Source organism: Nocardia sp. NPDC049190, assembly GCF_040648115.1.
Taxonomy (GTDB): Bacteria; Actinomycetota; Actinomycetes; order Mycobacteriales; family Mycobacteriaceae; genus Nocardia.
Genome location: NZ_JBEZDE010000006.1, coordinates 209,686 through 222,527, shown reverse-complemented (window position 1 = coordinate 222,527; position 12,842 = coordinate 209,686). Strand labels below are relative to the sequence as shown.

The window sequence follows — 12,842 nt, the reverse complement described above, 5'->3', positions numbered from 1 at the left end:
GTCCATCGATCGGTGCGTATCCGCGCAGAACCCGACCGCCGTAGCGGTCTTGCGGCTGAGGGGCAGACTCGCGTACCGATCGACGGACAGCTCGTTGTCGACGCCCCAGTTGTCCTGTGCCAGTCATCGCTCAGTGCGCCAGCCGCCGGTGTGCGCGTATCGATGGGCACGACGACCGGCGAGACGGTAGCTGGCGCGCGGGCGAAACGGCATGTCACAAATTCCCGACGATGCGCTCCAAGCGCTCGGCGACCAGTTCACGCGCCTTCTCCCGCAGAGCGGGGCGATAGCCGCTCGGGTACACCGGGTCGGCAGGCGTGTAGTCCTTCAGGACCTCCTTCGCGAGGGTGATCTTGTGCACCTCGGTCGGGCCGTCGGCGATGGCCATCACCTCGGCGTAACCGAGCATGTCCACGAACGGCAGATCTTGGCTGACGCCGAGCGCACCGTGCAGGTGCAGCGCGCGTTGGGCGATGTCGTGCATCACCTTGGGCATCGCGACCTTGATGGCAGCGATGTCCTTGCGCACCTTGCGATAATCCTGCTCCTTGTCGATGCGCCACGCGGTGCGGAGCACCAGCAGCCGGAACTGCTCCATCTCGATCCAGCTGTCGGCGATGCGTTCCTGGGTCATCTGCAGCCCGGCCAGCGGGCCGTCGCGCATCGGACGAGATACCGCGCGCTCGGCCATCATGTCGAACGCTTTGCGCACCAGTGCGACCGATCGCATCGCGTGATGAACTCGGCCGCCGCCCAGACGGGTCTGCGCGACGACGAAGCCATGCCCTTCGGCGCCGAGTAGATGGTCGGCGGGAACGCGGACGTCGGTGAACCGCAGGTGGCCCTCGTGCTCGCTGAAGCCCGCGACCTGGAAGTTTTTCACGATCTCGAGGCCGGGGGCGCCGGCGGGCACGATGAACATCGACATGCCCCGGTAGGGACCGACGTCGGGGTCGGTCACCACCATGACGATGTGGAACGCGGCGAACTGCGCGTTCGAGTTGAACCACTTCTCTCCGTTGATCACCCAGTGGTCGCCGTCGCGCACCGCGCGAGTTGTGAACAGCGTGGGGTCCGAGCCACCGGCCGGTTCGGTCATCACATAGCAGGAGCCGATCTCCCCGGCCAGCAGCGGCGCCAGGTAGGTCGCCTTCTGCTCCGGCGTGCCGTAGTGCGCGAGGATTTCCGCGTTGCCGGAATCCGGTGCCTGGCAGCCGAATACCGACGGCGCCCACTTCGAGGTACCCAATACCTCGTTGAGCAGTGCGAGCTTCATCTGCCCGTAGCCGGGACCGCCTAGGTCCGGTCCCAAATGACAGGCCCAGAGGCCCTGCTCCTTGACCTGCTCCGCGAGCGGACGCATCAGCGCCATGGCTTCCTGGTCGGTGCGGTCGTAGGGATTCGGATACAGCAGGTCGAGCGGTTCCACCTCGGTCCGGACGAACTCCGCCGCCCAGTCCAACCTCTTCTGGTATTCGGGGTCGGTTTCGAAATCCCAAGCCATGGTCAGCCTTCCATGCCGCGGTCGGTGGCGCGCACGACGCCGTCGAGGAGTGTGGAGGCGAGAATCTCGGCGATCTCGCCGGGGGAGTGGCCGCCGTGCGGGCGGTACCAGAACGTCACCATGTTCAGCATGCCGAGCATGCCGTTGGTCACCACATGGTCGTTGGTGCGCAGCAATCCTTCAGCATGGCCCGCGTCGAGGACACGTTGCCAGCAGTACTGGATCCGGTCGCGCAGGTCCTGCAGTTCGGTTTCGCGCATGCCGGTCAGCGCGCCGACATCGCGCAACTGGATGGTGACCTCGCGCTGGTGACGGATGATCAGCCGGACATGGCTATGGATCAGTGTGCGCAGCTTGGTGACCGGATCGTCGGCGCCCTCGGCGATCTGCTCGGCCTCGACCAGCATCAGTGCGATGTAGTCCCGCAGGATCTGCCAGAGCAGTTCTTCCTTCGAGCCGATGTGGTAGTACAGCGCGCCACGCTGCACGTCGGCGCGCTCGCCGATCTCGGCCACGCCGGTGCCGTGAAAGCCCTTCTCGGCGAACAGATCGATCGCGGCTCGAACGATCCGTCGCCTGGTGTCGCCCGCGGTCGACTCGGCGGCGGGCGGGCGACCGCGTCGACGGCCCGGGGCGATCATCGCGCCGGATCCAGAACGCCGACCGCCTCGTGTCCGGTGTGGCTCCAGCACGGCGCGAAAGCTTGTCCGGCGTAGATGTGCAGATCGTCGCCGCGGATGCCCGCGGCGGTGGCCCGGATGGTCGCGCCGTCGGGTCCGGGCAGTGTGGGTGCGGCACGGGTGGAGTACGAAATCTGCCGGAGGCCTGCGTCGGTCAGTGCTTTCATCGCCAGCCGCCGTCTACTGCGAGAGTGGACCCGGTGCAGAACGCCGAGGCATCGGTGGCGAAGAACAGTGCGGCGCCGACGATCTCGTCCGGTTCGCCGACCCGGTGTAGCGCGTTGTGTTCGGTGAGGGCGTCGCGGAGTCCATCCGGCCAGGCTCTGGCGATGTCGGTGGCGAACGGGCCGCACTGGATCGTGTTGACCCGGACGGTCGGCGCGAACGCTTGGGCCAGCCCGCCGGTCAGCGCGTTGAGTCCCGCCTTGGCGGTGGAGTAGGGGATGGCGAATGGTTCCGGTCTGGTGGCCTCGATCGAGGAGATATTGATGATCGAGCCGCCGCCGTCGACCATCATGCGGGTGCCGATCCGCGCCGAGAGCCGGAACGGTCCTTTGAGATTCACCCCGATCACCTTGTCGAACAACGCCTCGGTGACTTGGTCGAGGCTCGGGTACAGCGGCGAGAGGCCCGCATTGTTGACCAGCACGTCGACCCGGCCGAACTCGCTGTAGACGGCCTCGACCAGCGCATCGCACTGCGACCAGTCGCTGACATTGCAGGCTATCGGCAGGGCGCGGCGTCCGTGCCGGTTCGTTACCTCCTCGGCGAGGGCGGCGCAGCCGTCGAATTTGCGGCTGGCGATCACCACATCCGCGCCGGCCGCCGCGAAGGCGAGCGCCATCTCCTTACCGAGGCCCCGGCTACCTCCGGTGACAACGACGACCTTGTCTGTGAGCGACACCCGGACTCCCGCTGCGCGTCGGAAATGTTCCGATCAGTACATTAAACGTACCGCGCGGTACGATCAAGGGGTTGTCCGGCCGACCGCCGACACCTACACGATCCGCCGGATGAACGACCAGCTCACGAACGGCGTCACGACACAGAATGGGCAGACGAGGTGTCGGCCCGACGCGGACCTTATCTACCGACGGGTAACATGGTTGCGTCTTTCCACCCGGCTTTCTCAGAAGTGAGGCAGTAGATGACAAAGCGGATTCAGGTCGGCGGGCTGCAGGTTGCCAGCGTTCTCCACGAGTTCATCGAGAACGAGGCGCTTCCCGGTACCGGCGTGGATTCCGCCGGGTTCTGGGCGGGCGCCGAGCAGATCTTTGCCGATCTCGCGCCGCGCAATCGTGCTCTGCTGGCCGAACGCGACGAGATCCAGGGCAAGATCGACGCCTGGCACGCGGAGCATCCCGGCGCGAATTACGACAGGGCCGCCTACAAGCAGTTCCTGACCGAAATCGGCTACCTGCGCCCCGAGCCGGGCGAGTTCCAGATCGCGACGCGGAACGTGGACGACGAGATCGCCACCACCGCGGGCCCGCAGCTCGTGGTGCCCGTGATGAACGCCCGCTTCGCGATCAACGCCGCGAACGCCCGCTGGGGCTCGCTGTATGACGCGCTGTACGGCACCGACGCCATCTCCGAGGCGAACGGCGCACAGAAGGGCGCCGGCTACAACAAGGTGCGTGGAGACAAAGTCATCGAGTGGGCGCGCAACTTCCTCGACGACTCGGTCACCCTGATCACCGGATCGCACATCGGTTCGACGTTCTACAAGATCGTCGACGGTGAACTGGAGGTCGGCCTGGAGGACGGCACCAGCATCGGCCTCGCCGACGCCTCGCAGCTGGTCGGTTACCTCGGCGACCCGGAGTCTCCGAGTTCGGTCCTGCTCCAGCACAACGGTTTGCACATCGAGATCCAGATCGACCCACGATCGCCGATCGGGAGCACCGACACCGCCGGTGTGCGCGACGTCGTACTCGAATCGGCCGTCACCACGATCATGGACTTCGAGGACTCGGTTGCCGCCGTGGACGCCGAGGACAAGGTGCTCGGATACCACAACTGGCTGGGACTGATGAAAGGTGACCTGACCGAGGTGGTCACCAAGGGTGAGAAGACCTTCACCCGCACGATGAACCCCGACCGTGTGTACACGGGGTTGGACGGCGGCGAACTCGTGCTGCACGGCCGCTCGCTGATGTTCGTGCGCAACGTCGGTCATTTGATGACCTCCGACGCGATCCTCGACGCTCAGGGCAACGAGGTGCCCGAAGGCATCCTGGACGGCCTGATCACTTCGCTGATCGCCAAGCACAGTCTCGGTGACGACACCGTGCTGAAGAACAGCCGCACCGGCTCGGTCTACATCGTGAAGCCGAAGATGCACGGCCCGGACGAGGTCGCCTTCACCGACGAGCTTTTCGCGAGGATCGAGGACGTGATCGGACTGCGGCGCAACACGCTCAAGGTCGGCATCATGGACGAGGAGCGACGCACCACAGTGAACCTCGCGGCATGCATCGCGGCCGCTGCCGAGCGCGTCGTCTTCATCAACACCGGCTTCCTGGACCGCACCGGCGACGAGATCCACACCTCCATGGAGGCCGGGCCGATGGTCCGCAAGGCCGACATGAAGTCCCAGCAGTGGATCCTGTCCTACGAGGACCGCAACGTCGACACCGGTCTGGCCGCGGGCTTGCCCGGCAAGGCGCAGATCGGCAAGGGGATGTGGGCCATGCCGGACCTGATGGCCGACATGCTGGCGCAAAAGATCGGCCACCCCAAGGCGGGCGCCAACACCGCCTGGGTGCCCTCGCCGACCGCGGCCACACTGCACGCGACCCACTACCACTTGGTCGATGTGTTCGCACGGCAGCAGGAGATCGCCAAGGGCGGTCGTCGCGCCACTGTCGATCAGATCCTGGAGATCCCGCTGGCCGCCGCGCCGACCTGGACCGACGAGGAGAAGCGTCAGGAACTGGACAACAATTCGCAATCCATCCTCGGTTATGTCGTGCGGTGGATCGACCAGGGCGTCGGTTGCTCCAAGGTGCCCGACATCAAGGACGTCGCGCTCATGGAAGACCGTGCGACCCTGCGTATTTCGAGCCAGCTGATGGCCAACTGGCTGCGTCACGGCATCGTCACCGCCGACGAGGTGGTGGCCAGTCTGGAGCGGATGGCGCCGGTCGTGGACCGGCAGAATGCTGGTGATCCGAACTACCGCGCCATGGCACCGGACTTCCCGGGCAGCATTGCCTTTCAGGCGGCCAAGGAACTGATCCTGCTGGGCGCCAAGCAGCCCAACGGCTACACCGAGCCGATCCTGCACCGGCGGCGTCGGGAGGCCAAGGGCACGTACAAGTGAGTGATGTTCAGTGATTGAAAAGTAGCTTCTGACAGCTCTTTTCGAATTGAGGCCCCTCACCAGGAACACCAGGCGAGGGGCCTCTGTAATCACTGAAGATCAGCTTGGATACCGGCCCGTCACGGTCAAAACGGTCACAAAAACGGTCACACGCGAGAAATGCAGTCGGTGTCAGAAAACGATGCCCTACCAGCGCCGATGGCTGCCTCCTTGATGAGTACGGTCGTGGCGTGCGGACACAAAGTGTCGTGATAAATCAGGAGGCCGCCGACCAAAATCTTCGCGTTGGCTATGGGCCCGGCGTCATGTCGAGCTACGCCCAGCGGTCTGCGGAGGTCGAGACGGCGCGATCGTGGTCGCAAGCGATTGCGAGATTTCGACCATCGCTGTGATGTCGAGGATCCCGACCGTTGCAGAGGTCGGCTGCACGGACCTTCAGGATTGATATGTTTGGGAGCACGTTCGCAGCGATGGCCGCCTCGGCGTGTCCCCGACCGACACGCCAGCCAGTTTGCCGGTCCAGCAACCACTCGGCGAATCAGTCTGGCCGGATGCGAGCTTTGGTTGAGTCGGCCCGCAGCGCGGTGTGGTGTTGCCACCGGTCCGTTTCTGCGAGCCGCTCGCCGAACCCGGCATGCGTGTCTCCATGCACCGGGCTCTCCACGGTGTCTGCCGTTAGGCGTGGTCGGCCAGGGTCCAGGGGTTGGGGATCGTGTTGCCGCGATACCGATATCGTGTGATCGGCACCTTGGCGAGGTTGAACAGTTCGATCCCGTCCGCCGATGGTTTGTGCCACCGACCGGTGTGGTCGGCGAGGTGTCGGTGGACGTCCTTCCATCTCCAGCGGTGCAGCCGCTTCCACCAGCGGACAACTACTCAGACCCGATCGGTCGCGGTCCAGTTGGGCTGGCACGGATTCCATAGCAAGATGGCAGACGCAAGTTGAGGGGGATAGGTTGCCGTGTCGGCTGTGGCCTCCCTCTAGCTAATCGAGGAAGTAGGCGTCGACCTTCTCATCGGATTCCAGGATCTCGTCCGAAGCCACGCCGAGTTCCACCGCTAGCTCGACCGATCCGACGAGCGCGACCTGTACGTCAGGCGAGAAGGCTCGTTCGAGCAGCCCGAGATAGTCCGACATGCTCTGGTCCAGCTTTTCCAGTATCGCCTGGTACTTTGCGGCGAGTTGCTCGTCGAGGGTGCGCTGCTCGTCGAGGTAACGCTCGATCAGCGCCGCCTCTCGCTTCGTCAACGATGATGCGACGGCCTTGTACATCACAGTGCCGACCGTGGTGCCGATGACGGCGCTGAGGACCGGGATGGGGATGGTCGCCTGGCCGACGAAAGAGGACAGCGCGCGTACTGCGGCCTGCAAGGCGATGATCTCGGAGTTCTCGATGAACTCGAGTTCGTCGATCTGGTCCCGGCGGAGCTTGTTCGCTTGCTCTGCGATGCTGAAGGATGTGGTGACGATCGAGCTGGCGACGGCTGCGGAGGTCGCGGTGAAATTCGTGAGTGCGTAGATGCTCAGTCCTCGGACGCCACCCCTGCCGAAACCTGAGGCGGCTTCGCCTGCGAGGTCGATCCAGTCGCGCTCACTGAACTCGTTGAGCCGCTTGCCTTCCCGACGCTTGGCGACCACGGCCAGTACGAACGCGGTCCCGCCCGCGGTCGCGGCGGCCGTGAGTGCGGCCGTGCCTCCTTCTCGCAGCGTCGGACGGCTACGCTGGTAGGCATCGTCGCGCAGGGACCGGTCTGTGGCGTGGAGCGAGCCCTTTTCGGCCGCCATGGTCGAGGTGTAGACATCGCGCTGCACTTCGTTGTATTCGAGCGTCGAGGGTTCGAGCGATTCGAAGCCGACCGATCTGTCTTGGAAGAACGCTTGGACCCGCTGCCAGTTTCTGAGGGAAGGTCCGTCGCCGCTGCGTGACAGTAGCTTGCTCGCTTCCTCGGGCGACAAGGCATGTAGCCGCTGGATCACCTCGAAGTGGTCACGGGGGATCTGGTATTTCCCACCGTTGCGCACGTATTCGGGATACTTTTGGAGGTGCTCGGCGATCGCGCCCAGCGAGAAGCGGCCACCCGCTGCGACGAATTTCTGCTGGATCTCGACACTTCCGCGCATCAGGTCGACGGGTCCGTTGTCGTTGACCCACTGGTAGTCGGCCTCGTCGCCAAGGATCTGCTTTCGGGCGTTGCCAATCCCGACCTCGGCGATCTCGGCGATGAAGCCGTGCATGCCATGCTGTCCGCCGCGGTTGGCGGCGACCACCTCGAGATCGATCTTCCCGACGGCTTCATCGACACTGGTGAGCGCGTCCCGAAGGTGCTCGTCCTGCCGGCCGAGCACGCTCAGAAGGTTGTCTATGCGGAGCTGGTTGAGATAGCTCACCCAGGAAGCAACTGCCTGCTCCTGGGTGCCCGTGACGAACTCGGCAGCGTCACTCACTATCGGCATCCTGTTCGATGCGCATGCTCAGCATGGTCGCGCACGACTTCGTGTTTTTCACCAACGTAGCGAGTGTCGACCGCTCGGCAGGGGCGAGCGCGTGGAAATCGGCGCGGAAGTGCACCAAGGCTTCGCCGTAACTCTTTACCAGCCCTTCGCGGAGCGAGGTCGTTCGCTGGAGAAGGTCGTCGATCTGAGCATCCATGCCTTTGACGAGGGTGGTGTTGTGCTTTATCGCAGTCAGCGCTTCGTGCTTCGCCTCTCGATTCTCGAACTTCTTCTTCGCGAACAGGGCGATCGACGCGAGTAGGGTTGCGCCCGCGATTGTCCAGCCGATCGGGCCGGCAAGCGCGAGCAGTGTGGTGCCTGCCGCAGTGCCGCCGCCACCGGCGGCCAGTGCGCCGCCACCGAGCCACGCCAGTGCTGCCTGGCTGGCTGCCGCCCCGGAAAGAGCCGAGATCGCGGTGCCGGTCGACGCTGTCCCGAAGGTGGTGGCGACCCACATCGCCGCCGACGGCGCCAGGCCCGCTACCGCGGTGCCCGCCGCGAACCCGGCGCCGGCGCCGGCAGCCGACAACCGCGCCGCTTCCAGCTCTTTCTGAGCGAAATCCTCCGCGTTCAGGAACCGTTTCCGATGTACCTCGATCTCGTCGAAGTCGGTATCGAATGATTTCGGGGTGTTGGCGATGCTGTTCACCAACTGCTCGACCAGCTCGATCAGGTCCGTCGAGCGTTCGCGCTGACGCAACAGAGACTGGCCCTTGTCGGCCATCGCCGTGAAGACGCTGTTGTATTCCGCTACGGCCGCTTCGTAGGGGTCCGGCCCTTTCGCGGTCAGCTTCTCGACTCTGCCTCTGGCAGCGTCCTTGACGTTGCCGACCTGCCCGGCGAACTGTGATGAAGCGGTTCGCGCTGCCTTGCCGATCCCGTCGACGGTCCTGCCGATGCCCTCCTTGGTGTTGCCTACGTTGAGCTGTTCTACCATCGCACCCTCCAAGACCATTGCGGCTCAACTACATAACGGAGAAAATCGACCACATGTGACAGATTGGACGGGATGCACACGCCGATCCACCCAGGGCGGCGGCCCCCGGGTTGACTCACCGAGTGCCTCTGCTAATCCGCTCCACGGCTCCCCCTCGTAGGGCCAGCCCCCGCCGGGCGTGCCCTACGAACGAATCGAGATATACACCGCCGCAACAATAGAACCCCGACCACACTCCCACCAGGATCCGAGCGACCCCGCCACCAACAGGCCCGAACCCCCTGAGCTGTCGATACTTTCAGCAGCGAACCGAACCACATCAACCGTTGGGCAGGCTCTGTGCTCTGGAGGCAGGGCTGAGGATCGCGGAGGCGAGGGTGTTGACGCTGTCGAGTTCGGTGTCGGTTGCCAGGGGGATGGGACCACTTCGGAGCCGGTTTTGCCATGAGGATGGGACCACCCGTTTGCCACTGATGGGACCACCTGACTAGCGGTTTTGCCAGTTATGGGACCACCCGGTGTGGCTTCGGGGTTTCCGGTTGCTCGGCCGCTGTATTGGCCAGATGAGCTACCGGGAGGTTTCGGTGATCGAGATCAGGGAGATGCTGCGGCTATGGCTGCAGGGTCGCGGTTTGCGGGAGGTGGCCCGGCTGTCGGGCACTGACCGCAAGACGGTGCGCCGGTATATCGACAGAGCGCAGTCGTGTGGCGTGGACCGCGACGAGGGTGTGGAGCAGTTGACCGATGAGCTGCTGGCGGCGGTGATCGCCGGGGTTCGTAGGTCTCGACCGAATGGTAAGAGCGATGTGTGGGAGACTCTCGCCGGTCAGTCCGAGCAGATCAAGCAGGCCTGACCCTGACCAAGGTTCATATTCTGCTTGCCCGCCGTGGTGTGGTGGTGTCGTATCGGACGTTGAACCGTTATGCGCAGGCGGAATTGGGGTTCGGGCAGCGGCGCACGACCGTGCGGGTGGCCGACTGTGAACCTGGCGCGGAGGTGCAGGTCGACTTCGGTCGGCTGGGCCTGCTGACCGATGTCGAGGGCAGGCGGCGGGTGGTGAAGGGGCTGATCTTCACCGCGGTGTATTCGCGGCGTATGTTCGTCTTCCCGACCTACCGGGAGACACTCAACGACGTCATCGCGGGGTTCGAAGCCGCGTGGGTGTTCTTCGATGGCGTGTTCGCCGTCGCGATTCCGGACAACATGAAGGCGATCGTGGACCGCGCGAACGCGACCGATCCCCGGTTGAACGAATCGTTCCGTGAATATGCCGAGTCTCGTGGATTCGTGGTGGATCCGGCCCGGGTCCGCATCCCGCAGGACAAGCCGCGCGTGGAACGCTGTGTTCCTTATGCACGGTCGAATTTCTTTGCCGGAGAACAATTCCGGGACCTTCAGGACTGCCGGGAACGCGCGCAGCGGTGGTGCCGGGAGACCGCGGGGATGAGAATACATGGCACCACGCGGCTGCGTCCGGCCGAAGTGTTCGCCACCGACGAGCGTCCGAAACTCAAACCGTTACCCGATACCGTATTCGATGTCCCGGCCTGGGCGAATCCAAAGGTTGCGCCGGATCGGCATGTTCAGATCGCCAAGGCCCTCTACAGCATTCCCGGCGATTTGGTCGGGCAGCGGTTGACCGCCCGCATCGACACGGCCACGGTCAAGCTCTACTTCCGTGGTGAGCTGATCAAAGTTCATGCCCGGGTCGAGGCCGGTCGTCGGCAGACCGATCCGGCGGATCTGCCCAGTGAGCTGACCGCTTATGCGATGCGGGATCTGAATACGTTGCAGCGCAAGGCAGAAGCTGACGGCCCGCATGTCGGCGCTTATGCCGCGGCGGTGCTCGAGCATCCGCTGCCCTGGACGAAGATGCGGCAGGTCTACCGGCTGCTGGGACTGGTGCGCCGTCACGGCGCCGGCGCGGTCGATGATGCCTGCCGCCGTGCTCTGGACGCCGAGGTCGTCGACGTCGGTGTCATCGATCGCATGCTCGCCCGCGGCACCAGCGGCCAGCAGCTGACGCTGCTGCCGCCGCCTGCACCGTCCCGGTTCGTCCGCTCCACTACCGATTTCTCTGTCAGGAGGCCCTCGTGAGCACCACCCGTCGTCCCGCTGCGTCCCCGGCGGTCAAACCGATCGAGGTCACCCCGGAGTTGAAGTCGCTGATGCGGCGGCTCAAGCTCGGCCAGTTGCTCGATACCCTCCCGGAACGGTTGGCCCTGGCGAGGTCGAATCGGCTGCCGCACCACGACTTTCTGGAGATGCTGTTCGCCGACGAGGTCGCCCGCCGTGACCGGCAATCCGAGCAACGCCGCGCCAAGACGGCCCATCTGGACCCGCAGATGCACCTGGCGGCATGGGACGATTCGACAGCGGTCACCTTCGACCGTGAACTCTGGGCCGAGCTGACCTCGCTGCGGTTCCTCGCCGACGCCTACAACATCCTAGTGATGGGGCCGGTCGGGGTCGGAAAGACGTTCCTGGCCAACGCATTAGGACACATCGCGGTCCGCCGCCACCATACCGTTCACACCGAGCGCGCCGACAAACTGTTCAAACGGTTGCGTGGTGCACGCCTGGACGGCAGCTACGAAGACGAGATGCGCAAACTGCACCGCGTCGACCTGCTGATCATCGATGACCTGGCTCTGCACCGGCTCGAAGCGGTCGAGACAGGCGATTTCTACGAGCTGATCGTCGAACGCCACCTGGTTCGGACCAGATATTCCATGAGTGTCGCGAACGCGCGGTCATCCCCGCCGCATGCCAGGAGCCGTTGGTCATCGACACGATCTGCGTCCACCATGATCTCGATCAACCGGATGAAGGCGCATCGGTCGCCGTCGTGGGCGAGTTCGCGTAACCGTGCCTCATCGGCGGCGGTTTCGAGCCGGTCCATTGCCTGCGTGCAGGCCGAGGTGGACTCGGGTGTGTCGTGGATGTCGTATCGGTGGGCAGCACCGTAGTACGACCATCCTGCGCATTGATCGGCTGTGTCGGTGCTGTAGCGGCGCTGCATCGTGGTCTTCATCCCTTCCCCGGTCGGTATCCCTTCCCCGGTCGGTGCCGCAGCTGTGCCATCACAGTGATCAGCTCGTGCTGGGGGCAGACCGTGTGGTGATGGTGCCCAGCACTGGACCGCTGGGTCAAACCGAGCCAGCTGGCTCGGCTGGTTAGCCGCGGCGGGGTTTCTGCCGTTGCCGGTAAGACTCGCCCTCGACGACGAGTCCGTAGGCCGCCGATTGCAGCCGGTCCATCGCGGATTGGGCCAGTAGCGGGTCGGCCATCATGGTCAGGATCTCGGGGGGTTTCCCGGTTGCTGGTGATGATCGTCGAGGCTTTGCCCGCGGATCGTGTGGCGATGGGCGGGTTGCCGTCGATAGCCCCGACGGTCGGGTTCGGCACGCGGACCCGGGGTCCGCGGGATTACTACCTGCGGGTGATGGGGCCGACCAACTCGGCCCGGACCCCTCGATGCTGCGAACCCGCGGGCAGTTCCCCTACTGCAGCCAGTCACCCAGTTGGGTGTTGAAATCAGCAGGTGAGGTGAACCAGCGACTGGGCAGAAACGACGATTTCAGAGACTGATTGGCGCGTGCGACGATACCCTTGGACTCTGGATTATACGGGCGGCATTGCAACCATCCGGGTCGCGATCATCCCGATCGACCCCGACCACCCCGGCCACCGACCGGCCGCTGCGGCCAATTCCGGACTCGTTGTTCCACAACAGTCGTCGCGGCACCGCACCCAACTTGCCCCTCGATCAACGACCACATCCCGGCCACCAGATCCGGGGCTTGGCGAGCCGGGAGTGTCGTCGCGATGATGAGATCCTCGCCGAGCGTTCAGGCTCGGCGCTGGCCTGCTCATCGGAGTCAAGCACGCCTACAAGGAC

General features: G+C 64.6%; 10 protein-coding genes and 2 pseudogenes. 4 read left to right on the top strand and 8 right to left on the bottom strand.

Annotation, left to right across the window (positions count from 1 at the left end):
- Positions 1-214: 214 nt before the first annotated feature.
- From AB0B25_RS08290 to AB0B25_RS08275, 4 genes are read right to left on the bottom strand one after another with little or no spacing between them, the layout of a single operon-like run.
- Entirely contained in the window at positions 215-1,504 is a 1,290-nt protein-coding gene (locus AB0B25_RS08290) for an acyl-CoA dehydrogenase family protein (RefSeq protein ID WP_357176362.1), read from the bottom strand.
- A gap of 2 nt (positions 1,505-1,506) precedes the next feature.
- Positions 1,507-2,145: a TetR/AcrR family transcriptional regulator gene (locus AB0B25_RS08285; RefSeq protein WP_357176360.1), complete on the bottom strand. Its 639-nt coding sequence runs from the start codon at positions 2,143-2,145 to the stop codon at positions 1,507-1,509.
- Positions 2,142-2,351 carry an alcohol dehydrogenase catalytic domain-containing protein gene (locus AB0B25_RS08280; RefSeq protein WP_357176358.1) on the bottom strand — a complete coding sequence of 70 codons (210 nt, stop codon included), beginning with the start codon at positions 2,349-2,351 and terminating at the stop codon, positions 2,142-2,144. The genes AB0B25_RS08285 and AB0B25_RS08280 overlap by 4 nt, the downstream gene beginning before the upstream one ends.
- Positions 2,348-3,088: a glucose 1-dehydrogenase gene (locus tag AB0B25_RS08275; protein WP_357176356.1), complete on the bottom strand. Its 741-nt coding sequence runs from the start codon at positions 3,086-3,088 to the stop codon at positions 2,348-2,350. Before AB0B25_RS08275 ends, AB0B25_RS08280 begins: the two co-directional genes overlap by 4 nt.
- A 243-nt stretch (positions 3,089-3,331) precedes the next feature.
- Between AB0B25_RS08275 and AB0B25_RS08270 the strand changes: the two genes are divergently transcribed.
- Positions 3,332-5,509, top strand: a complete 2,178-nt coding sequence (locus AB0B25_RS08270; protein ID WP_357176354.1) for a malate synthase G — start codon at positions 3,332-3,334, stop codon at positions 5,507-5,509.
- Between the two features lie 675 nt (positions 5,510-6,184).
- Here the strand turns inward: AB0B25_RS08270 and AB0B25_RS08265 are convergent.
- The 3 genes and pseudogenes from AB0B25_RS08265 to AB0B25_RS08255 form a co-directional block, all read right to left on the bottom strand.
- Positions 6,185-6,394: pseudogene (locus AB0B25_RS08265) on the bottom strand (group II intron reverse transcriptase/maturase); the annotation flags it as partial.
- Positions 6,395-6,494: 100 nt separating this feature from the next.
- Positions 6,495-7,955 carry a hypothetical protein gene (locus tag AB0B25_RS08260; protein ID WP_357176352.1) on the bottom strand — a complete coding sequence of 487 codons (1,461 nt, stop codon included), beginning with the start codon at positions 7,953-7,955 and terminating at the stop codon, positions 6,495-6,497.
- Positions 7,948-8,940, bottom strand: coding sequence for a hypothetical protein (locus AB0B25_RS08255; protein WP_357176350.1), 993 nt, complete (start codon positions 8,938-8,940; stop codon positions 7,948-7,950). Before AB0B25_RS08255 ends, AB0B25_RS08260 begins: the two co-directional genes overlap by 8 nt.
- 563 nt (positions 8,941-9,503) lie before the next feature.
- Here AB0B25_RS08255 and AB0B25_RS08250 point away from each other — a divergent pair.
- The 3 genes from AB0B25_RS08250 to AB0B25_RS08240 all read left to right on the top strand — a co-directional run bounded on the left by AB0B25_RS08250 (position 9,504) and on the right by AB0B25_RS08240 (position 11,910).
- Positions 9,504-9,794, top strand: a complete 291-nt coding sequence (locus AB0B25_RS08250) for a helix-turn-helix domain-containing protein (protein WP_357176349.1) — start codon at positions 9,504-9,506, stop codon at positions 9,792-9,794.
- Between the two features lie 44 nt (positions 9,795-9,838).
- Entirely contained in the window at positions 9,839-11,038 is a 1,200-nt protein-coding gene (locus tag AB0B25_RS08245; RefSeq protein ID WP_357176347.1) for an IS21 family transposase, read from the top strand.
- 71 nt (positions 11,039-11,109) lie between these two features.
- Complete coding sequence (locus AB0B25_RS08240) at positions 11,110-11,910, top strand: ATP-binding protein (protein ID WP_357176438.1); 801 nt, start codon at positions 11,110-11,112, stop codon at positions 11,908-11,910.
- Between the two features lie 207 nt (positions 11,911-12,117).
- Here AB0B25_RS08240 and AB0B25_RS08235 read toward each other — a convergent pair.
- Positions 12,118-12,280 (bottom strand): annotated as a pseudogene (locus tag AB0B25_RS08235) (ATP-binding protein); the annotation flags it as partial.
- Positions 12,281-12,842 lie beyond the last annotated feature (562 nt).

Bases quoted from the DNA above. Each gene is read 5' to 3' on its own strand.
- AB0B25_RS08290 (WP_357176362.1), bottom strand. From the start codon at position 1,504: ATGGCTTGGGATTTCGAAACCGACCCCGAATACCAGAAGAGGTTGGAC.
- AB0B25_RS08285 (WP_357176360.1), bottom strand. From the start codon at position 2,145: ATGATCGCCCCGGGCCGTCGACGCGGTCGCCCGCCCGCCGCCGAGTCG.
- AB0B25_RS08280 (WP_357176358.1), bottom strand. From the start codon at position 2,351: ATGAAAGCACTGACCGACGCAGGCCTCCGGCAGATTTCGTACTCCACC.
- AB0B25_RS08270 (WP_357176354.1), top strand. From the start codon at position 3,332: ATGACAAAGCGGATTCAGGTCGGCGGGCTGCAGGTTGCCAGCGTTCTC.
- AB0B25_RS08255 (WP_357176350.1), bottom strand. From the start codon at position 8,940: ATGGTAGAACAGCTCAACGTAGGCAACACCAAGGAGGGCATCGGCAGG.
- AB0B25_RS08250 (WP_357176349.1), top strand. From the start codon at position 9,504: ATGAGCTACCGGGAGGTTTCGGTGATCGAGATCAGGGAGATGCTGCGG.
- AB0B25_RS08240 (WP_357176438.1), top strand. From the start codon at position 11,110: ATGCGGCGGCTCAAGCTCGGCCAGTTGCTCGATACCCTCCCGGAACGG.